The organism is Pseudomonas sp. BF-R-26, from assembly GCF_019947395.1.
In the GTDB taxonomy this organism is placed as follows: Bacteria; Pseudomonadota; Gammaproteobacteria; order Pseudomonadales; family Pseudomonadaceae; genus Aquipseudomonas; species Aquipseudomonas farris.
In genome coordinates this window covers 122,654-142,740 of record NZ_JAGYGK010000007.1, presented here as the reverse complement: position 1 = coordinate 142,740, position 20,087 = coordinate 122,654, and the positions used below count along the sequence as shown (strand labels likewise).

Annotated in this window: 23 protein-coding genes and 2 pseudogenes; 12 read left to right on the top strand and 13 right to left on the bottom strand. The window is 57.6% G+C overall.

The window, feature by feature from the left end:
* Positions 1 to 132: 132 nt before the first annotated feature.
* A complete protein-coding gene (locus tag KGB18_RS12100) occupies positions 133 to 1,197 on the bottom strand; it encodes an NAD(P)H-dependent flavin oxidoreductase (protein ID WP_123722623.1) in 1,065 nt (354 codons plus the stop codon).
* Between the two features lie 160 nt (positions 1,198 to 1,357).
* On the opposite strand from KGB18_RS12100, the gene KGB18_RS12095 reads away from it, so the two are divergent.
* The gene (locus KGB18_RS12095) at positions 1,358 to 2,341 is read left to right on the top strand and encodes an MDR family oxidoreductase (protein WP_223569971.1); all 984 of its coding nucleotides are present in this window, start codon (positions 1,358 to 1,360) and stop codon (positions 2,339 to 2,341) included.
* A gap of 52 nt (positions 2,342 to 2,393) precedes the next feature.
* A pseudogene (locus KGB18_RS12090) lies at positions 2,394 to 2,591 on the top strand (AraC family transcriptional regulator); the annotation flags it as partial.
* Positions 2,592 to 3,225: 634 nt separating this feature from the next.
* Here the strand turns inward: KGB18_RS12090 and KGB18_RS12085 are convergent.
* From KGB18_RS12085 to KGB18_RS12075, 3 genes are all read right to left on the bottom strand, one after another.
* Positions 3,226 to 3,468: a hypothetical protein gene (locus tag KGB18_RS12085; RefSeq protein ID WP_054594326.1), complete on the bottom strand. Its 243-nt coding sequence runs from the start codon at positions 3,466 to 3,468 to the stop codon at positions 3,226 to 3,228.
* 10 nt (positions 3,469 to 3,478) lie between these two features.
* Complete coding sequence (locus tag KGB18_RS12080; RefSeq protein WP_187326487.1) at positions 3,479 to 3,979, bottom strand: hypothetical protein; 501 nt, start codon at positions 3,977 to 3,979, stop codon at positions 3,479 to 3,481.
* Between the two features lie 305 nt (positions 3,980 to 4,284).
* On the bottom strand, positions 4,285 to 4,656 hold the full coding sequence (locus tag KGB18_RS12075; protein ID WP_223569970.1) for a hypothetical protein: 372 nt from the start codon (positions 4,654 to 4,656) through the stop codon (positions 4,285 to 4,287).
* A 72-nt stretch (positions 4,657 to 4,728) separates the two neighbouring features.
* Between KGB18_RS12075 and KGB18_RS12070 the strand changes: the two are divergent.
* Positions 4,729 to 5,022, top strand: a pseudogene (locus tag KGB18_RS12070) (GyrI-like domain-containing protein); the annotation flags it as partial.
* Here KGB18_RS12070 and ada read toward each other — a convergent pair.
* From ada to KGB18_RS12045, 5 genes are all read right to left on the bottom strand, one after another.
* Positions 4,986 to 6,059, bottom strand: a complete 1,074-nt coding sequence (ada, locus tag KGB18_RS12065; RefSeq protein WP_123722909.1) for a bifunctional DNA-binding transcriptional regulator/O6-methylguanine-DNA methyltransferase Ada — start codon at positions 6,057 to 6,059, stop codon at positions 4,986 to 4,988. The pseudogene KGB18_RS12070 and the gene ada sit on opposite strands and share 37 nt — an antisense overlap.
* An 87-nt stretch (positions 6,060 to 6,146) precedes the next feature.
* Complete coding sequence (gene alkB, locus KGB18_RS12060) at positions 6,147 to 6,827, bottom strand: DNA oxidative demethylase AlkB (RefSeq protein WP_123722626.1); 681 nt, start codon at positions 6,825 to 6,827, stop codon at positions 6,147 to 6,149.
* Positions 6,817 to 7,527, bottom strand: a complete 711-nt coding sequence (locus KGB18_RS12055) for a 2OG-Fe(II) oxygenase (RefSeq protein ID WP_217855924.1) — start codon at positions 7,525 to 7,527, stop codon at positions 6,817 to 6,819. The genes alkB and KGB18_RS12055 overlap by 11 nt, the downstream gene beginning before the upstream one ends.
* 127 nt (positions 7,528 to 7,654) lie before the next feature.
* The gene (locus KGB18_RS12050) at positions 7,655 to 7,825 is read right to left on the bottom strand and encodes a hypothetical protein (RefSeq protein WP_162232616.1); all 171 of its coding nucleotides are present in this window, start codon (positions 7,823 to 7,825) and stop codon (positions 7,655 to 7,657) included.
* Positions 7,826 to 7,853: 28 nt separating this feature from the next.
* Complete coding sequence (locus tag KGB18_RS12045; protein ID WP_038983189.1) at positions 7,854 to 8,156, bottom strand: DUF1883 domain-containing protein; 303 nt, start codon at positions 8,154 to 8,156, stop codon at positions 7,854 to 7,856.
* 212 nt (positions 8,157 to 8,368) lie between these two features.
* Here KGB18_RS12045 and KGB18_RS12040 point away from each other — a divergent pair, with 212 nt between their 5' ends.
* Together KGB18_RS12040 and KGB18_RS12035 are read left to right on the top strand one after the other, a co-directional pair.
* Positions 8,369 to 8,725 carry a hypothetical protein gene (locus KGB18_RS12040; RefSeq protein ID WP_052964646.1) on the top strand — a complete coding sequence of 119 codons (357 nt, stop codon included), beginning with the start codon at positions 8,369 to 8,371 and terminating at the stop codon, positions 8,723 to 8,725.
* A 72-nt stretch (positions 8,726 to 8,797) separates the two neighbouring features.
* Positions 8,798 to 9,028 carry a hypothetical protein gene (locus KGB18_RS12035; RefSeq protein WP_007935641.1) on the top strand — a complete coding sequence of 77 codons (231 nt, stop codon included), beginning with the start codon at positions 8,798 to 8,800 and terminating at the stop codon, positions 9,026 to 9,028.
* Between the two features lie 178 nt (positions 9,029 to 9,206).
* On the opposite strand, the gene KGB18_RS12030 is transcribed toward KGB18_RS12035, so the two are convergent.
* Positions 9,207 to 9,488, bottom strand: a complete 282-nt coding sequence (locus tag KGB18_RS12030; protein WP_123722628.1) for a hypothetical protein — start codon at positions 9,486 to 9,488, stop codon at positions 9,207 to 9,209.
* Between the two features lie 124 nt (positions 9,489 to 9,612).
* On the bottom strand, positions 9,613 to 9,825 hold the full coding sequence (locus tag KGB18_RS12025) for a hypothetical protein (RefSeq protein WP_123722629.1): 213 nt from the start codon (positions 9,823 to 9,825) through the stop codon (positions 9,613 to 9,615).
* Positions 9,826 to 10,058: 233 nt separating this feature from the next.
* Here KGB18_RS12025 and galU point away from each other — a divergent pair, with 233 nt between their 5' ends.
* The 3 genes from galU (at position 10,059) to gorA (ending at position 14,190) form a co-directional block, all read left to right on the top strand.
* Positions 10,059 to 10,898: a UTP--glucose-1-phosphate uridylyltransferase GalU gene (gene galU, locus KGB18_RS12020; protein WP_010460715.1), complete on the top strand. Its 840-nt coding sequence runs from the start codon at positions 10,059 to 10,061 to the stop codon at positions 10,896 to 10,898.
* Between the two features lie 297 nt (positions 10,899 to 11,195).
* Positions 11,196 to 12,725 carry an MFS transporter gene (locus tag KGB18_RS12015; protein WP_223569969.1) on the top strand — a complete coding sequence of 510 codons (1,530 nt, stop codon included), beginning with the start codon at positions 11,196 to 11,198 and terminating at the stop codon, positions 12,723 to 12,725.
* 106 nt (positions 12,726 to 12,831) lie between these two features.
* Positions 12,832 to 14,190 (top strand): glutathione-disulfide reductase, encoded by a 1,359-nt coding sequence (gene gorA / locus KGB18_RS12010; RefSeq protein WP_223569968.1) that lies wholly within the window; start codon positions 12,832 to 12,834, stop codon positions 14,188 to 14,190.
* Here the strand turns inward: gorA and KGB18_RS12005 are convergent.
* A complete protein-coding gene (locus KGB18_RS12005) occupies positions 14,187 to 15,206 on the bottom strand; it encodes a DNA-binding protein (protein WP_123722631.1) in 1,020 nt (339 codons plus the stop codon). The genes gorA and KGB18_RS12005 overlap by 4 nt on opposite strands.
* Positions 15,207 to 15,383: 177 nt before the next feature.
* Here KGB18_RS12005 and KGB18_RS12000 point away from each other — a divergent pair, with 177 nt between their 5' ends.
* The 3 genes from KGB18_RS12000 to ahpF all read left to right on the top strand — a co-directional run bounded on the left by KGB18_RS12000 (position 15,384) and on the right by ahpF (position 18,722).
* Positions 15,384 to 16,322: a site-specific integrase gene (locus tag KGB18_RS12000; protein WP_223569967.1), complete on the top strand. Its 939-nt coding sequence runs from the start codon at positions 15,384 to 15,386 to the stop codon at positions 16,320 to 16,322.
* Between the two features lie 138 nt (positions 16,323 to 16,460).
* The gene (ahpC, locus tag KGB18_RS11995; RefSeq protein WP_038983195.1) at positions 16,461 to 17,024 is read left to right on the top strand and encodes an alkyl hydroperoxide reductase subunit C; all 564 of its coding nucleotides are present in this window, start codon (positions 16,461 to 16,463) and stop codon (positions 17,022 to 17,024) included.
* Between the two features lie 135 nt (positions 17,025 to 17,159).
* Positions 17,160 to 18,722: an alkyl hydroperoxide reductase subunit F gene (ahpF, locus tag KGB18_RS11990; protein WP_123722633.1), complete on the top strand. Its 1,563-nt coding sequence runs from the start codon at positions 17,160 to 17,162 to the stop codon at positions 18,720 to 18,722.
* 102 nt (positions 18,723 to 18,824) lie between these two features.
* Here ahpF and gloA read toward each other — a convergent pair whose 3' ends face one another.
* Positions 18,825 to 19,346, bottom strand: coding sequence for a lactoylglutathione lyase (gene gloA, locus KGB18_RS11985; protein ID WP_123722634.1), 522 nt, complete (start codon positions 19,344 to 19,346; stop codon positions 18,825 to 18,827).
* 138 nt (positions 19,347 to 19,484) lie between these two features.
* On the opposite strand from gloA, the gene KGB18_RS11980 reads away from it, so the two are divergent.
* Entirely contained in the window at positions 19,485 to 20,009 is a 525-nt protein-coding gene (locus tag KGB18_RS11980) for a DUF4946 domain-containing protein (RefSeq protein ID WP_223569966.1), read from the top strand.
* Positions 20,010 to 20,087: the final 78 nt, after the last annotated feature.

Genomic DNA, 20,087 nt, shown 5'->3' with positions numbered 1-20,087 from the left:
TAAAATCTCTGAGTCTGGCTGGAGGGAGGAGGTTGCCTGGCCTGTTTGAGGGACCGCTTCGCGGTCCAACGGGGGCAAGCCCCCTCGCCACAAAAGCTCCCCCGCCACAAGTTTTAGTCAGGCTCAGCCTGTTTAGCGATGAGTCAATTTGGCCAACGCCTCATCCGCCAACCGCCGGGTCAGCTCCACCGAAGTCATTTCAACGCCCAGCGTAAACGCCTGACCCGCCCAAAGGTTGCTGAAATCCGCTTCCCCTTTAGGCCGCAACGGCATCAACGCACCGCCCGCCAGTGGGAAGGCCGGCGCTTTGGCGCTCATCGGTCCCAGTTCACGCATCACCCGATTGAGAATCCCGCGCGCCGGGCGCCCGGTGAAAATGTTGGTGACCGCCGTCTCGCTTTCCTTGGCCGTGCGTAACGCCTTCTGGTGAGAAGCGCTGACCTTGGCCTCCGGCGTGAACAAATAAGCCGTACCCACCTGGACCGCCGACGCGCCCAGCAGAAAAGCTGCCGCGACGCCCCGCGCATCTCCAATCCCGCCCGCCGCAATCACCGGCACTTTCACCGCATCGACGATCTGTGGCACCAGGGCGAAGGTCCCCACCTGGCTGCTCAGGTCATCACTGAGGAACATTCCCCGGTGGCCGCCGGCTTCGTAACCCATGGCGATGATCGCGTCGCAACCATGCTGCTCCAGCCAGACGGCTTCTTCGACCGTAGTCGCCGAAGAGAGAATTTTCGCCCCCGTAGCTTTTACCCGATCCAGCAGGGACTTTTCCGGCAGGCCGAAGTGAAAACTCACCACTTCAGGACGAAACTCTTCGAGCACTTCGCAGGCCGCATTATCGAACGGCGCGCGATTGGACACTGGCGTCGGTGCGTCGAAATCGACCCCCAATTCCCGATAGTACGGTTCCAGCAGGTTCTTCCAGTCCTGGGCGCGCTGCTCATCGGGCGGTGGAGGTTGATGGCAGAAGAAGTTGACGTTGAACGGATGCTGGGTGTGTTGGCGAATCGTTTTCAGCTCCTCACGCAACTGCTCGATGCTCAGCATCGCGGCGGGCATCGAACCCAAGCCGCCAGCGTTGCTCACCGCAATCACCATGGCCGACGTCGTCGCGCCGGCCATGGGGCCCTGGATGATCGGCAATTCGATCCCGAGCAGGTCAAGAATGCGGGTGTCTGGCCATTGACTCATGTGCAGTGTTCTCCGACGTCGGTAGAAGCGAATTTGTATCAGTAATGTCTGACCCAAGGCCAGTCGAGTTTGAGGATTGGCTAAAAGTCGGCTACGGCGATGTGTTTTCATGTGTTATTTCAACAGCACGACAACTGAGCGATTCCATCGGGAGGCAGTGATGTTCAAAGGCATTTTGATCGACAAGGACGACCGCGGTTACCGGGCCACGCTGCAAGAGATCAGTGATGATCAATTGCCTGAAGGCGATGTGACGGTGCGTGTGGCGTACAGCACGCTGAATTTCAAGGATGGCCTGGCGATCACCGGCAGCAGCCCGGTGGTGCGCAAATTCCCGATGGTGCCGGGGATCGATCTGGCGGGCACTGTCGAAGTCAGTGGTCATCCGGACTACAAGGTCGGCGATCAAGTCCTGCTCAATGGCTGGGGCGCGGGCGAAGGACACTGGGGCGGATTGGCACAGAAAGCTCGCCTGAATGGCGACTGGCTGATCCCGTTGCCCAAAGCATTCACCGCCGCGCAAGCAATGGCCATCGGCACGGCCGGTTACACCGCGATGCTGAGCATCCTGGCGCTGGAGCACAACGGCGTGAACCCCGAGCGGGGCGAAGTGCTGGTGACGGGCGCCAACGGTGGCGTAGGCAGTTTCGCCATCGCGCTGCTGAGCAGACTCGGCTATCGCGTGGTGGCATCCACCGGTCGTACCTCCGAGCACGAATATCTCAAGCAATTGGGCGCCAGCGAAATCATCGATCGCGCCACGTTGTCCGAACCGGGCAAACCGTTGGCCAAGGAGCGTTGGGCGGCGGTGATCGACTCGGTCGGCAGCCACACCCTGGCCAATGCTTGCGCAAGTACTCGGGCCAACGGCACCGTAGCTGCCTGCGGTCTGGCCCAAGGAATGGACTTCCCGGCCTCCGTCGCGCCGTTCATTTTGCGCGGCGTGACCCTGGCCGGTATCAACAGCGTGACCCAGCCCAAAGCCAAGCGGATACTGGCCTGGGATCGCCTGGCCAAGGATCTGGACTTCGCCTTGCTGCCGCTGATCAGTCACGAAATCGGCTTGAGCGAAGCCATTAACGCGGCGCAGCGCCTGCTTGCCGGCCAGTTGCGCGGCCGGGTGGTGGTCGACGTCAATCGTTGATCGTCTTGGCGCCAATCAAACAGACAAACTGTAGAAACAAGGAATAGCGACAATGGATGTAAAGCTGCGTGAAGTGCTGCCCTTTAGCGTCTCGGGGTTGCAGGTGCGAACCCTCAATGCCGCAGAACAGCAGCCAGATTCCGCGCGTATTGGCCCTATGTGGGAACGATTTTTCGTCGAGGACGTTTTCGACAAGATCGCCCACAAACAGCCGGATTCGTTTATGTACGGCGTCTATTCCAACTACGAGTTGCTGGGCGAGCTGATATGCCTAGAGAAAGCGTTCGTAGGTGAACGTAGGTTGGCATAGCTGGAGGTCCCGTAATACGTGGTGTTAAGCGTAATTTTGAGAAGGTTGCTCAAGCTGAGTACTGTACCGTGGTTGTACTGATTTTGCGGCCTTTGAGTTTCGCAATTCGCCCCGCAGTGAAATCTTCGCCCACGATCTTCTGTAGTGCCCCCGGGCTAATTCTCTCGCAGCTCCAAACCACGTTCCATTCACAGATCGAGAAGCAAAACGCGGCTTGGCCTAAGGCGTGCGTATAGTCTGACTTTAAAGGTTGGCGATTGCGGTGACCTTTCATGTGCGCTAGATCCGTGCTGTCTAGGATCAGAATTAGGCCGCGTCCGCAGAGTTGGCGAGGCTGGTCAATGTGGCATTACACATTTCCGACTGCACCTGGCCTGCGTTACAGTCGCCACCCATCATTTAGCAGTGATTTTGGCGGCATCTAACCTAGGTTAGGAGTTACCAGTATGTTCAAAGTAACCCCCAATCCGCCGGCAAGGTCCAACGCTAAGATCATCGATCAACGCGCTGTTGATCGACTGTTGTCCCATATGATTTTGGGTCAGAGACGGCACCGAGAAATCGTGCCAGGGCTTCAGTCCCCCTCCGTGAACCGCCGCCGCGTCAGGAAAAGCACCACGCCCAGCGGCACGGCCAGCAGTGCTAGCAGCTCCAGGTCAAAGCCCAGCACCTGCTGCTCACCAACCTTGAAGATGCTGACCAAGCCCGTTGCCAGCAGCGCCAAACCCAGCCACTTGCGCAGCGGGTATGGTTTCAGAAACTGAACGAGGATCGCGCCCAGCACCAGAAGGACGACAGTTTGCATGATGTAGGGCATGTGCAGTTCCTCAGACCTTGATGACCAGCGTCACGACAGAGCGCTGTGGGCCAATCCCGCCATGGACCTCTCCCTCGATGCTGACCAGCACGTCACCTGCATGCAGGTTCGGCAGGGCCCCTTTGAGGTACCAGTTGACACCTGTCGTCACGACTGTACCTGAAGCCCAGCCAATGAGCGGCCCGCCCAACGCACCTACCTTCCCGGCAACGCCACCTGAGGCCGCAGCAATTCCCTTGGCGACGTTGCCGCGCATAGTGCTGATAGCATCGGCCTGCTGCCGGGTGAGGGGATTGGAAATGCAGACTGTCAGCAGGCATGGCAGGTTTCGAGCCTGCATTCGGTCGTACATATCGACGACCATGCTGTTGACTTGGTAATGGGCGCGTTTCGCTTCGCCAAAGTGCAGCTCGCGCAGGCGACCTCGGTCGCTTTCCATGAGGGTGATTTGAGACAGATTGAAGACGATCCCTTCCGCGGACCTGTACTGCGTGGTCTTCTCGAACTTCATGCGCGTATCCATTCGTGCAAAAAGACGATGATTTTCTACAAGTGGTGACTAAGATGCAAACGGTCTTTGATGTGAGGCCCCGGGGAATTTGACGTCTGCACGGGTCTCATCGCCAGCAAGCCAACTCCCCGGTAACAACACATCGAGCGCGTCGGTTTTGGAGACGTTAGGCCGAGGCGCCTCCGCACGAGGCACTGGCCGGGGTATGCTGTGACCGTGTAAAGCTCCGTCGACAACTTCTGCATTGCGCTGAGGGTTAAGGGCGTGCAATCAAACTGCAATCGCGGAATCCCGCCGCACCTCTCTCACGAGCCTGAAGGCGGCGGATGATAATCGGGATGCCCCTCGGTGCGCTCACCACGTGCAGAAGCCCAGAAGTATTTCGCGTGATGCTTGTAGACGTCGGTGACTTCCGATAGGTCTAAGCCCAGACCTTGAACCAAACTCAACAGTAGGCGCATGATTTCGAGATTGTCTTGATAGAACGTCTCAATCTCGTCATCGGTCGCCCAAACAGGCGGCTCACCTTCTTCGTCTTGTTGCCCCAGGGTATCCGACCCCGCTACTGCCACCGGTGCATTTGGCAATTGCCGGTGCGCCAGATGCTGGTGAGGTAACATCTTTAGCTTTTCCAGAACCTCGAAGGCTGTGCCATTCACGCTGTACTTGTCGATCAATTTCAGTACCTGATTGCGTTTTGGCGTGAGTGATTCCCTCATGGTGTCGGTGTTGCTCGCCTCACGGACTGTGAGTCCGATGCTTCGGGCCACTTCGATGTGACCGCGGGTGCGGCGGTTACCGCGTCCTCCGAGGACTTTGCGCAGATTCAGGTTGAGGGCGGCGATTACCTGGTGTTCAGCGCCAAAGGGTCCATGCCCGACAGCGTCATTCAGACGTGGGGTCTGGTCTGGGCTTACTTCGAGGATAACCCGCAGGTTCGCCGCAAGTTCGCCACGGACTTCGAGGTCTACACCGGCCCGGAGACCGTGGCGGTCTACATTGGCATTCAGGACTCGGCCGCGTTTTCGCGTTCAAGCAACTGACGTTTGCGTTCCACGCCCCAGCGATAGCCCGACAGGTTGCCATCGCTGCGCACCACGCGATGGCAAGGGATTGCCACTGCCAGGCTGTTCGCGCCACAGGCCTGGGCCACGGCACGCACGGCTTTCGGTGCGCCGATGCGCTGGGCGATATCGGCATAACTGGCGGTGCTGCCGGCGGGAATCTCCCGCAACGCTTGCCACACCCGTTCCTGAAACGCCGTGCCGCGTACGTCCAGCGGCAAGTCGAGGCCGAGCGCCGGTGCTTCGATAAAACCCACCACTTTAGCGATCAACTGCTCGAACTCATGATCGGCGCCAATCAGGTTGGCGCGCCGAAACTTGTCCTGCAGATCACAGACCAATTGATGCGGGTCGTCCCCCAGCAGAATCGCGCAGACGCCGCGATCACTTTGCGCCACCAGAATCGCCCCGAGGGAACACTGGCCGACAGCAAAACGAATGTCGTTGTTCTGTCCGGCCGCACGATAATCGCCGGGCTTCATGCCCAGCACTTGATCCGCGGCCTCATAGAATCGGCTGTTGGAGTTGAATCCGGCGTCATACAGCGCATCGGTGACCGTGCCGCCGTCCGCCAGGCGCTCGCGAACCTTGCGTGAACGATGGGCTGTGGCGTAGCCCTTGGGCGTCAGGCCGGTGATGGCCTTGAACACGCGATGGAAATGGAAACTGCTCAGGCCGGCAGCGTCCGCCAGTTCATTCAATGCCGGTAACGTCTCGGCGGATTCGATGTGGCGGCATGCAGCGGCCACCGTCGTGGCGTGCTGTGCCGCGACGTCGCTTTGATCCTTCGCGGCTCGCTTGCTGGGGCGATAACCCGCCGCCTGAGCTTGCTCGGCGGTGTCGAAGAACTCGACATTCTGCGGCTTCGGCAAGCGCGCCAGGCTGCTGGGGCGGCAGTAGATGCCGGTGGTTTTCACCGCATACACAAACTGCCCGTCGGCGCGGGGATCGCGTGCGACCACGGCGGCCCAGCGAGGATCGTTTTCGGTGGCGATATTTTTCGAATGAGTTGTCATGGCTTCATGTCCGTTGACCCGTTTCATGTAGATTAACCAGCCGGCAGAGACGCCACACTCCGGGTCTTGCGGTTGAATTCAACGGTTTCATCCTGCGGTACGAAAGGTGAAGTTGATCCGCTGTTCGCCCAACTGAGGGTGATAACCCTCCTTGATCGGCAATACGCCGTGATAACGCAAACGGTCGACGCCGCCCCAGACCACAATATCGCCGTGCAACAGCGGCACCCGCTGGCTTTTGGCGCTGCGTTCGAAGCCACCGAACAGAAACGTCGCCGGCAACCCCAAGGACACCGACACAATGGGCGCCGCGTAGGAACCTTCGTCTTTGTCCTGATGCAACGACATCCTGGCACCGGGAATATAGCGGTTGATCAGGCAGGAATCCGGCACGAAATCCATAAACCCTGCCTCTCGCGCTGCCGCTTGGGCCAGCTCGAAAAACACCTCAGGCATTTCGGGCCATGGGTCGCCAGTCTGCGGATCATTACGGGTGTACTTGTAACCGCTGCGGTCAGTCGTCCAGCCCCAGGTGCCGCAACTGCTCAGTGCCACCGACATGGTAAAGCCGCCGGGCGTGACCATCTGCCGAAAAGGGGCTGCAGCCAGAACCGCCTCCAGCGCCGGCAGCAACCGGTCGAGCCACGGCAGGGCAAAGCCTCTGAGAACGTAGGATTGTTCGCCGATCTGCTCGCGCTTGGGCTGTTGCTTGGGTTCGGCGTCGCCAAACAAATCGAGGGTGATCGGGCTCATGGGGTCATAGCGCATCGTGAAAGATGATTCCAAGGGTATGCCGTTTTCCACTGTGCAGGCGACTCACCCCGTGACGCATGGTCACTCGGTAATAGCCGCGAACACCTTTTACCGGGCGCTGATTCACGGCAAAAATCAACGCGTCGCCTTTCTTCAGACCGATGACTTGCGGGCGTGACTGCATCCGTGGGCGTTGTTCGGTCAGCACAAATTCACCGCCGGTGAAATCTTCTCCCGGTTCTGACAGAAGAATCGCCACTTGCAGCGGGAAGACGTGTTCGCCGTACAGATCCTGATGCAAACAGTTGTAGTCCTGCGGGCCGTATTGCAGCAACAAAGGTGTCGGGCGTTCCTGACCGGCGGCATGACAGCGTTGCAGAAACGCTTCGTGCGATTCGGGGAAACGGGTCGGCAGGTCCATCGATTCGTACCAGCGATTGGCGATCGGAACCAGTCGAGGGTAGAGCGCACTACGCAACCGGGCCACCGGATCCGGCAGCGGGTACTTGAAGTACTTGTATTCACCACGGCCAAAACCGTGGCGAGCCATCACCACTTTCGAGCGAAAGGGCCCGGGCCGGTCGTACAGGGCGCTTATTTCATCGCAGGTCTCAGGGCTTAAAAACGACCTGATGACTGCGCAGCCATCCTGATCGAGTTGCTGCACAAGCGCGCCCCAGTCGAGGGCGTCGTTGTGAATCGGGTCGGTAAACAAGGGTTCTGACTCCTTGACCAAAAGGTCGAGGCGGCCAGTTTAGTGAGCGTTGCGGGAGTGGACACTCCGGCGCTTGCGGTCGAATTCGAAAGGGGAGCAGACGTCCATGTTGTCGCTCCAGATCGCTTTACAGCGCTTTGCTCACGCTGATCTCGCTGATGACATCTTCAGTCTGGCCATGAATAACGTCCAGTGCAGCTTTGGCTTCTTCTTCGGTGCCGTTTTCAAGCTGGGCGAATTCGAAGCGGCGCTCGCCGTTGAGTTTGTATTTGATGACGTACTTGGTCGTCTGGGCCACGGTCATACCTGCCTGTTTTGGTGTGGGCTCAGCTCAGTTTCGAGCTGGAGCGGCGGATGATTTTGATCGAGTGCGTCAGGCTCGGTTTGCGAGTCACGCTGATCGGACGGCGGGTGACCATGTCGATGGTGATGTTCCAGAAACCGGTGCTCGGCGCAGTGATGCGGGCCGGGAACGTGTCGAATGCGCCGCCGTGGTAAGTATGACGGCCGCCATTCTTGAAACTGCGGAAGTTGGCGTCGTTCATCAAGCGGATGTTGCACATTTGGGAGCACTGAATGACGACGATGTCGTCCTCGTTGAGGTGCTCGCGCTGGTGGATAAATTTCATGAGGCGCCTCCAGAAGGGCTTTTTCTACAAAATCAAAACGATAGCATGGGCGATTGACGCAGTTTATCAGCCCGAACAGGTTATTATCCGGCTCTCGAGGTGCGCTTTGACAATTAAAAACAGTTATACGGAATTCTATGAGCGATAAAAGCAGTGAGCCTCGGAGAAAACCAGCGTTTGAGCTGTCGGAAGGTCTTTATCGGAGGTTTTGTATGAAGTGGGGTGTTCTGGTCATGCCGTTGGCATTGGCAGTGGGTGGATGTGCGAGTGTCTCGGACATCAATGAGTCGCTGCCCACTATGAGCGTGATTTCAGGCAAGAAACCCCATGAGTACGCGCAATGCCTGGTCGAAAAACTGGCCGAAAGCCGTGGAGCCCTGCAAGTCGAGCCGCACAAGGAAGGCGTGCGGGTTATCGTGCCGCAGAAGTTCTCGTCGGGGCCGGCAGCGGTATTTGAAATTGAAGACCGCTCCGGCGGCAGCAGCATCAAGCTGCATGAACGCATCTCCAATGTGCCTTTGCGCCCATGGGATGTGCGCAATGCCGCCACCGCGTGCATATCCGGCTGATAAACTACCCCCAGTCAGCATCGATGCCGTCAAAGTCGCGCTTTGACGGCATTGTCATTTCTGGAGTTAAGCATGAAGCGAGAGCAGGTGCGGGAGCGCCACGCAGAGGGTCATATCTCTGCCACCCACGTGATTCAGAACCCGGCAAATCCGGGGGAATGGATCGTATTTTTCAAGAAAAGCGCCGGGCGCAGTTTTTTCCTGGTGGATGACAACGATGAAGTCGAGTCCTTCAGTCGCCTCGACGATTTGATCGAGACCGTGCGCGGGCTCGGGATCAAATTTGCCGAAATTCATATGTAGGGCAGGGAGAGCTCTAATGCCGGTAAGTTAAGACACAGAATCTGTGGGAGCGTGGCTTGCCCGCGAAGAATGCACCGCGGTTTTTCAGGTATTACGCGTCATCGTTCTTCGCGGGCAAGCCTCGCTCCCACAGGATTTGCGTATCTCAAGTGTCTTGACTTACCGGCATTGGGGGGCCCTACTTGCAGACCACTACCACACTGCGGTTCTTGTAGTTGCCGATGTCCGCGCCCAGGGTCTTGTCGCTTTCCTGGGGCGACGGTGTGCCGTCGGTACCGACAATCCGATAGCCGGTGCCGGCGCAAGAGGCATCGGCTTTTTCGTAGCAGGTGGCCCAGGAATTGGCCTCACCGGAGCAATCGATGGTCAGCCCCTGTTCACCATTGTCCAGGTAGGTTTTTTCAGCCGAGGCACAGCCCGTCAAGGCCAGAACTGCAAACAGCGCCAGTATCGTTTTCATGAATCAGTCATCGGGAAGGGAAGGGCTGGCGCGAGGGTATAGCGAATGGCTATTTCGGTACAGATAAACCCATCACCGAGTCCCCGTTCAATGCTCGAACGGCATTTGCCGGGGCCGGTCCTGGTCATTTCTTGCGGCGGGGGCTCCGAGCTGGCGCTGCTTCACGGGGTGCGGCCGGGGCAGAACGGTCGTCCTGGAACACCGCAGCCACTTCCACCGCCATCGCCTTGTTGGGCAATGGGCCGGCGACCTGTTCGCCGTGGTAATTGACTATCCACCACTGACCGTCCTCGTCCTGGCTGACCGAATAACCGTTTGCGTTTTGTGCTGCCGACATATAACTGCCTCGTTGGCGGGATCAAGGCGGCCATGATACGTCAAATGCACGCAAACGGCGCTCATGGGCGTAGAGTGGGACCGCTCGTTCCGTCGAACCGGAAGGCGATTGAACTATTCGCCGGTTTATTTCTCTATGATGGCATCGGTTAGCCAGTGCGGGGCATTGTAAGGTGCTCGCCGCCTGATTAGACTGCGCCGAAACTCGAACACACAGCCCTTTCAAGGACTTATATGATCAAGAAATGCTTGTTCCCAGCAGCCGGTTACGGTACTCGCTTCCTGCCAGCGACTAAAGCCATGCCCAAAGAAATGCTGCCGGTGGTAAACAAGCCACTGATCCAGTACGGCGTAGAAGAAGCACTGGACGCCGGGTTGACCGAAATCTCCATCGTCACCGGTCGCGGCAAACGCGCCCTGGAAGACCACTTCGACATCAGCTACGAGCTGGAAAACCAGATCAAGGGCACCGACAAAGAGAAATACCTGGTCGGTATCCGCAAGCTGCTCGACAACTGCTCCTTCTCCTACACTCGCCAGACCGAAATGAAAGGCTTGGGCCACGCGATTCTGACTGGCCGTCCGCTGATCGGCGACGAACCGTTCGCCGTGGTACTGGCGGATGACTTGTGCGTAAACCTGGAAGGCGACGGCGTATTGACCCAGATGGTCAAGCTGTACAAGCAGTTCCGCTGCTCGATCGTTGCCATTCAGGAAGTCGATCCGCAAGAAACTCACAAGTACGGCGTGATTGCCGGTGAGATGATCCGCGACGACATCTACCGCGTTCACAGCATGGTTGAAAAACCAAAGCCTGAAGATGCACCGTCGAACCTGGCGATCATCGGCCGTTACATCCTGACCCCGGACATCTTCGACCTGATCGAACAAACCGAGCCAGGCAAGGGCGGCGAAATCCAGATCACCGACGCCCTGATGAAGCAGGCACAAAACGGCTGCGTCATGGCCTACAAGTTCAAAGGCAAGCGTTTCGACTGCGGTGGCGCCGAAGGCTACATCGACGCGACCAACTTCTGCTTCGAGAACTTCTACAAGACTGGCAAGGCTTACTGATAGCGCCTGAGCTGCTTGTACTGAAAAGCCCCCACCTTCAGGCGGTGTGAAAACACACTGGTGAAGGCCCAAGCAAACGCCCCGACTTGTTCGGGGCGTTTGCTTTTGTGCGGGCGACAGGCAAAAAAGGCTTTTCCTCCGATCAACATTTAAATGTCATCGAGTCGGTGAGATTGATCGTACAGATCAGGATTACGACGAGTTCAGAAACGACCTACAGCGAATTTCAAATACATTCACGGCAGCATTGAAAAATGTCCCGTGAATTTTTTTTGTGTGCAGTAGGGAGTTTTACCCATGGCATTAATAAGTGAGGCGACACACCGCGGAGCGAGATCAAAACGTTGGTTAGGCCTAAGCGTGCTGATGCTGCCTGTGTTGCTGGTGACAGTTGATAATACGGTGCTTGGATTCGCGCTACCAAAAATTGCCGAGGCCCTGCGTCCGAGCGCTAGCCAGCAGTTGTGGATGATCGATGCTTATTCGCTGGTCTTGGCGGGATTGCTGGTGTCGATGGGCAGTCTGGGAGATCGAATCGGTCATCGTAAGTTGTTGCTGGCCGGGTCTTTGGGTTTTGCCATTGTGTCGGTGCTAACCGCGTATTCCGATACTGCCACGCAACTGATTGCCGGGCGAGCTTGTATGGGCGTTTTCGGTGCAATGCTGATGCCCTCAACGTTGGCGTTGATACGTTCGGTGTTCGAGGACCGAGAAGAACGCAGGCTAGCAGTCGCGATCTGGGCAACGACGTTGACGGTCGGCTCGGCACTCGGTCCTTTGGTGGGCGGGGTGTTGCTGGAATTCTTCAGTTGGGGATCGATTTTCCTGTTGGCGGTGCCCGTATTGGTGCCACTGCTGTTATTGGGACCACTGTTGTTGCCCGAATCCGAGCGAGATGCTTCAGGGCCGTTGGATCCAATAAGCATCCTGCAATCGATGGTAGCCCTTGGTGCCATTGTTTATGGCATTAAACACAGCGCCAGTAATGGTATCGACTGGATGGCGCTGACAACATTTGCAGTAGGCGCAGTTGCAGGCTGGATGTTTGTGCGTCGACAGTTACGACTGCCAGTGCCGCTGATGGACCTGAGTCTGTTCCGCAGTGGCACCTTTAGCGGCTCTGTCGCGATCAATTTGATGAGTCTCGCGTTTCTCGTCGGCTTCGTATTCTTTACCACTCAGTTCCTGCAGATCGTTCTTCAGATGTCGCCCTTGAGTGCTAGTCTCGCGTTGGTGCCGGGTCAGATCATGGCAATTGTAGTGGGGATGGCGGTCGTGCCTGTTGCACAGCGATTACAGGTGCATGTGCTGATACCGATTTTGATGGCGTTTGCTGGAGCGGCGTTTTTGCTGGTCGCCAGCATGGGCAGTAGCCTGACCGTTCTAGTGGTGTCTTTTGCCTTGCTGAACATTGGCGTGGGCGCGATCGCGACGGTCTCCAATGATGTGATTTTGTCAGCCGCACCACCGGCAAAGGCGGGCGCTGCGTCCGCCATTAGCGAAACAGCCTATGAAGTGGGCGTAGTTTTGGGGACGACAGTAATCGGCGGTCTCGTCACTGCCTACTATCGCGGTGCATTGCAGCTTCCGGGGTTTTTGAGCGAAGTGCAGATGATGCTGGCGAGTGAGACGCTATCTGGTGCCCATCATGTGGCGGCAGACTTGTCGGGTGATCAAGCAAGAGAATTGATGATGCAGGCGGGAAGGGCATTCGAAGGTGGAATCAGTTTGGTTTCGTGGGTGACGTTCGGCTTGGCACTCATGGCTATTTTGATTGCTTGGCGAACTCTGCGGACACCGAAAACGCAATCTGCAAAGGGGCATTGATCAAAAATGAAGGTTGGGCCGCGCATCGCACGGCCCGAGCATTTCAGCGCAATGCTTGCTCAACAGCCGCCCGCAGGTATGCTGGTGACCTGCCAAGGAGATAGAAATGGCCTACGATTTTGACTTATATGTGATTGGCGCCGGTTCCGGCGGTGTGCGGGCTGCGCGGTTTGCGGCGGGTTTTGGCGCGAAAGTCGCCGTGGCCGAGAGCCGCTATCTGGGCGGTACGTGTGTGAACGTCGGCTGCGTGCCGAAAAAATTATTGGTCTACGGCGCGCACTTCGCCGACGACTTCGAGCAGTCGCAAGGCTTCGGCTGGGCCCCGGGTGAGGCGAAGTTCGACTGGGCGACGCTGATCGCCAACAAGGATCGCGAGATCAATCGCCTGAACGGCATCTATCGCAATCTGCTGGTCAACAGCGGTGTGGCCTTGCATGAAGGCCACGCGAAAATCGTCGATCCGCATACTGTCGAGTTCGATGGCAAACGCTACACCGCCAAAAACATCCTGATCGCTACCGGTGGCTGGCCGCAGATCCCGGAGATTCCGGGGCACGAGCACGCGATCAGTTCTAACCAGGCGTTTTTCCTTAAAGAGCTGCCAAAGCGCGTTCTGGTGGTGGGTGGTGGTTACATTGCGGTGGAGTTTGCCGGGATTTTCCACGGGCTGGGTGCCGAGACCACGCTGCTGTATCGCGGTGATCTGTTCCTGCGTGGCTTCGATGGTGCGGTGCGCAAGCATTTGCAGGAAGAGTTGACCAAGCGCGGCATGGACCTGCAATTCAATGCCGACATCGAGCGCATCGACAAACAAGCCGATGGCAGCCTGACAGCCACGCTCAAGGACGGTCGTAAGCTCGAGGCAGACTGCGTGTTCTACGCCACCGGTCGACGTCCGATGCTCGATAACCTGGGGGTGGAAAACACCGGTGTCAAACTCGACAAGAAAGGTTTTGTCGAGGTCGACGAGCAATATCAAACCGCAGAGCCATCGATCCTGGCCCTGGGCGATGTGATTGGTCGCGTGCAATTGACGCCGGTCGCGTTGGCCGAAGGCATGGCCGTGGCGCGGCGTTTGTTCAAGCCCGAGCAATATCGCCCGGTGGATTACAAGATGATCCCGACCGCCGTCTTCAGCTTGCCGAACATCGGCACTGTCGGCCTGACCGAAGAAGAGGCGCGAGAGGCCGGGCACGATGTGGTGATTTTCGAAAGCCGTTTCCGGCCGATGAAGCTGACGCTGACCGAGTGCCAGGAACGCACCTTGATGAAGCTGGTAGTGGACGCGAAGACTGATAAGGTCTTGGGCTGCCACATGGTTGGCCCGGATGCCGGCGAGATTGTTCAGGGGTTGGCGATTGCGCTGAAGGCGGGCGCGACCAAGCGTGATTTCGACGAAACCATCGGCGTGCATCCTACGGCCGCCGAAGAGTTCGTCACCATGCGTACACCAGTCGCGGGTTAATCGTCCTTACGCGAGGCTGATGCGTCTGGCCCTGTCGCAACGACAGCGGCCAGGCGCGTGCTTTCATCCAGGCTTGCTTGCAACTTGATCAGTTCAACTTCCAGCGTTTTGTTGATGTGCGACTGTTCGTCGATGTTCTGCTTGAGTGACTGGTTTTCCAGCATGGCAATGCGCAAGCGTTCCTGGAGGAGGGTGCGTTCGCTGTCGATACGGTTGACCTGTTCCAGCAGCTGATCTTGTCGGCTGTTGGTGTGCTTGAGTTGCTCTTGCGACAGGCTCAACTCGCGCAGCGTTCCGCGGTTTTCCGTCAGTAAACGCTCGTTGTCGCGATGCAGTTGGGTGATTTCATCCTGGCGTACCAGTGCGCTTTGCTGCGCTTGACGCAACTCCATCTGAATCTGCTGCACCTGACCTTCGTGACGGCGCTGTTCCTGCTCGCGCTGGTCTTTGACGGCGTTGCGGTAGTGTTCCAGTGCCTCGCGGGCGTGCAGGTGCTTTTCTTCCAGCGAGCGGATCTGCTCGTCCTTGTCCTGCAAGCGTAATTCGAAATCCGCCAGCGCCTGGTTCAGTCCGGCGTTGCGGGTTTGCTCACTTTGCAGCGTGGAGCGGGTGTCTTGCAGTTCCGCCGACTCCTGGGTCAGCGCCAGGCTTTGAATTTCGTATTGCTGGTGCAATTCGGTATTGGCCTCGCGGGCCTCATGCAGTTGGGTTTCCAGCTCTTTTCGTTGTTGCTCGAACTGTGCGCGTGCCTGATCGATGGGTTCTTGCGCCTGTTCTTTCAGGCGTTGCGCCAGACGCGATACCAGGTTTGTCAGCTCATCATCGATAGGTTCGGAAGGCGCTTGCGCGGGCTCGGTGCCGTCATCGAGCTCCTTCATATAGCGATGGATTGTGGTTTTTGAACCGGTATTGCCCATCTCGATCCGCACCGCATCGATGCTCGGGTGCTCGCCCCGGGCGAGGATTGCCGAGCGTGCCGCCTGCACCAGTGCCTTGTTTACGCCGCCACGTGCCATGTGTTCTCCTACGATTTGATACTGTGGTACGTACCACTAATATGAGCAATGTACCATGATATGAATAAAGTTTAAATTCTGTGATTCATCATGCGGGATATACTGGTATTACCCCGTGTGATGCGCTGTAATCCGGGTTTCGCCCGCCAGCGCCGTACGTTTTCGAGAAGTGAGCCCATGACTGAGCTGGATCGCTACCTGCAAGCCGCCACGCGCGACAACACCCGTCGCAGCTATCGCGCGGCCATCGAGCATTTCGAAGTCAGTTGGGGCGGGTTCCTGCCGGCGACCGGCGATAGCGTGGCGCGCTATCTCGTGGCTCACGCAGGTGTGCTGTCGATCAATACCTTGAAGTTGCGCTTGTCCGCGTTGGCGCAATGGCACAACAGTCAGGGGTTCGCCGATCCCACCAAGGCACCCGTGGTGCGCAAAGTGTTCAAGGGCATTCGCGCGCTGCACCCGGCGCAGGAGAAACAGGCCGAGCCGTTGCAGCTTCAGCATCTGGAGCAAGTGGTGGCCTGGCTGGAGCAGGAAGCGCAAACCGCCAAGGCGCAGGGCGATCAGCCGGGTTTGCTGCGGGCCCGGCGTGACACAGCCCTGATCTTGCTGGGCTTCTGGCGTGGTTTCCGTAGTGATGAGTTGTGCCGCGTGCAGATCGAACATGTGCGGGCCAGCGCCGGCTCAGGCATCACCCTCTACCTGCCTCGCAGCAAGAGCGACCGCGAGAACCTCGGCCAGACCTACCAGACGCCGGCCTTGCAGCGCTTGTGTCCAGTGCAGGCCTATATCCAATGGATCACTGAAGCAGCGTTGGTCCGCGGGCCGGTGTTCCGGGGTATCGACCGCTGGGGCCACTTGAGCGAGGAGGGCTTGCACGCCAATAGCGTGATCCCGTTGTTGCGCCAGGCCCTGGAGCGCGCCGGTATTCCGGCCGAGCACTACACCAGTCACTCCTTGCGTCGTGGCTTTGCCACCTGGGCTCATCAGAGCGGTTGGGATTTGAAGTCGTTGATGAATTACGTGGGCTGGAAGGATATGAAGTCGGCCATGCGCTATGTTGAAGCCAGCCCATTTCTCGGGATTACCCGCATCGCTGAAAAGCCGTTGGCGCCGTAGATCACGTTTTCTTCTATTAATACTGTCGGCTAATAGCGAAAACCAATCAGCAGCATCAGGTTTGCCAATGAGTCAACCGGCGATCGACTGGGTAGGATTCACCTCATCAACTTCTTAACCCCTGACGGAGAGTCATCGATGCCTATCATCAACAGCCAAGTTAAACCGTTCAAAGCTGACGCCTTTAAAAATGGCGACTTCGTAAAAGTGTCGGACGCTGACCTGAAAGGCAAGTGGTCTGTCGTGTTCTTCTACCCAGCCGACTTCACCTTCGTCTGCCCGACCGAACTGGAAGACCTGGCTGACAACTACGCCGAGTTCCAGAAACTGGGCGTCGAGATCTACAGCGTTTCCACCGATACCCACTTTGCCCACGCTGCCTGGCACAACACTTCGCCAGCCATTGGCAAAATCCAGTACACCATGATCGGTGACCCGACTCATGCTATCTCCCGCAACTTCGACGTGCTGATCGAAGAAGCTGGTCTGGCTGACCGTGGCACCTTCGTGATCAACCCTGAAGGCCAGATCAAAATCGTTGAACTGAACGACGGCGGTGTAGGTCGTGACGCTTCCGAGCTGCTGCGCAAAATCAAGGCTGCTCAGTACGTTGCTGCTCACCCAGGCCAGGTTTGCCCAGCCAAGTGGAAAGAAGGCGAGGCCACTCTGGCTCCGTCCCTGGACCTGGTCGGCAAGATCTAAGTCTGTGACGCGCTTCATCAGGGCGGAACTCCGCACCTCCTAAGTAAGCTGCACCGCCCTTAAAAACGCCCGGGCGAAATTCGCGCGGGCGTTTTTTTTCGACTTTTTTTTATCAAATACATGGAAATCGCCCGTATGTTGGACGCCAATCTTAAAGCCCAGTTGAAATCGTACCTGGAACGGGTCACCCAGCCGATCGAGATCGTTGCCTCCCTCGACGACGGTGCGAAATCCCAGGAAATGCTCGCATTACTCAAAGACGTTGCCAGTCTTTCCACCCAGATTACTTTGTTTGACAACGGTAACGATGCGCGTAAACCATCGTTCTCGATCAACCGCCCAGGGGCCGATATCAGCCTGCGTTTTGCCGGTATCCCGATGGGCCACGAATTCACTTCGCTGGTGCTGGCCCTGCTGCAAGTCGGTGGCCACCCCTCGAAGGCCAGTATCGAAGTGATCGAACAGATCCGCTCGCTCAAAGGCGAGTTCAACTTCGAGACTTACTTCTCACTGTCCTGCCAGAACTGCCCGGACGTGGTCCAGGCCTTGAACCTGATGGCTGTACTGAACCCGAACATCCGTCACGTCGCTATCGACGGCGCGCTGTTTCAGGCTGAAGTCGACGAGCGCCAGATCATGGCTGTCCCAAGCATCTACCTGAACGGTGTGAACTTCGGCCAGGGCCGCATGGGCCTGGAAGAGATCCTCGCCAAGATCGACACCAGTGGCATCGAGCGTCAGGCCGAGAAAATCAGCGCCAAAGAAGCCTTTGACGTACTGGTCGTCGGCGGTGGCCCGGCCGGTGCTTCGGCGGCGATCTACGCTGCTCGTAAAGGCATTCGCACCGGTGTGGCGGCTGAGCGTTTTGGTGGTCAGGTGCTCGACACCATGGCCATCGAGAACTTCATCTCGGTGCAGGAAACTGAAGGGCCGAAACTGGCCGTGGCGCTGGAAGAACACGTCAAGCAGTACGACGTGGACATCATGAATCTGCAACGCGCCGACAAGCTGGTGCCGGGCAAAAATGGCGAACTGCACGAAATCCATTTCGCCAGCGGCGCCTCCTTGAAAGCCAAAACCGTGATTTTAGCGACCGGTGCCCGGTGGCGTGAAATGAACGTTCCCGGTGAGCAGCAATACCGCAACAAGGGCGTGGCGTACTGCCCGCACTGTGACGGTCCGCTGTTTAAAGGCAAGCGTGTGGCGGTGATTGGTGGCGGTAACTCCGGCGTCGAAGCGGCCATCGACTTGGCCGGTATCGTGTCCCACGTGACCCTGCTGGAGTTCGACGTCCAACTGCGCGCCGACGCGGTGTTGCAACGCAAGTTGCACAGCCTGCCGAACGTCACCGTGATCACCAGTGCGCAAACCACTGAAGTGACCGGCGACGGTCAAAAGGTCAACGGTCTGCGCTACAAGGATCGTCAGTCGGACGAGTTGCGCACTGTCGAGCTGGAAGGGATCTTTGTGCAGATCGGTCTGTTGCCTAACACCGATTGGCTCAAAGGCACCATCGAGCTGTCGCCGCGCGGCGAGATCATTGTCGATGCCCGTGGTGAAACGTCGATGCCCGGCGTATTCGCGGCCGGTGACGTGACCACCGTGCCGTACAAGCAGATCGTGATTGCGGTGGGCGAGGGCGCCAAGGCTTCCCTGAGCGCATTCGATCACTTGATCCGCACCTCGGCGCCTGCATAAACGCCGACGCTGAAAACACAAAACCCCATGAGCGATCATGGGGTTTTTTGTGTCTGATCGTTCCCACGCAGAGCGTGGGAACGATCAGTTCTGCGGTGGGGCTTACATCGGTGCAGGCTGAATGATCTCGACCCAGTAACCATCCGGGTCCTTGATGAACGCCAGGCTTTTCATGCGACCGTCGTTCAGGCGTTTCTGGAAATCGCAGCCCAGCGCTTCGAAGCGCTCGCACGCCACGCGAATGTCCGGCACCGAAACGCAGATATGGCCGAAGCCGCGTGGGTCGGTGTTGCCATTGTGATAGGCGAAATCCGCGTCGTTCTCGGTGCCGTGATTGTGGGTCAGTTCGAGAATGCCGGGGATCGATTTCATCCACTCGGTGCGCGCCGCGGCATCGGCCGGGATCTGGTTTTTATCGACCAGCGCCAGGAAATACAGGCTGAACTCGGCTTCCGGAAAATCACGCTTTTCCACCAGCGAGAAGCCCAGGACGCGGGTGTAGAAATCCAGCGACTGGGTGATGTCCTTGACCCGCAGCATGGTGTGGTTGAAGACGAACTTCTGGGTGGCGGTGTCGGGTTGGGCGGTCACACCGGGAAATGTATTGAGTTCGTGCAGGCTCATGGGCCCTCCGGAAAATAAGTGGGGCTAGGGTCGCAATGATACGCAAGGGCTCCGGCATCGCCAAACCAAAACAGCAGGCTTGCCTGATAGCTGGGTGACGCTCAGACTTCACGGCTCAATTCGTGAGTGTTCATTGCAATGACCCGATTCTGTCAATCGATGTTCGTCCTGGTGTGTCTGCTTTCAGGTGTTACCCCCGCTTTTGCAGAGTCTCCGGTCATGACCTGGCCAAACGGATGGACCGTCGAGGTCGTTCCGCAAGACGAGGCCAAACCGCAGGTTTCCCGGCAACGCGCGGTAAAAAACGATCAGGAGGGTACACCGGTGATGGTGATGGAGTTGACCATGACTCAGGTAGAAAGTGGTCACCAGGTGAATCTGGAAGGCGTGCTGCTGGAAATGCGCAAGTCGGTGCAAAAGGACTTTTTTCAGAGTGGGTATCAGAGCGTTTGCACTAAAATTCACCCGACTACCTTGAGCCGGCTATCGGCGCTGGAAACTACCTGCACGATTACGCAGAATGGTCGACATGTGCTGTCTCAAACATTGGTCGCTGCGGTAGACACCGATAAGGCCTATGTTCTTTCCTATGCGGGGCAGGCAGAGGTTTATAAGGCAAGTCAGGACGAGATAGCGGCTGCTCGAAACAGCTTGAAACTTTAGTTTGAGGTTTGCGTATCAGTAGATTTCAGCGTGTTCGGCATTTTTTAGATAGCCAAAGGAATTAAGCATAAAGTTGGA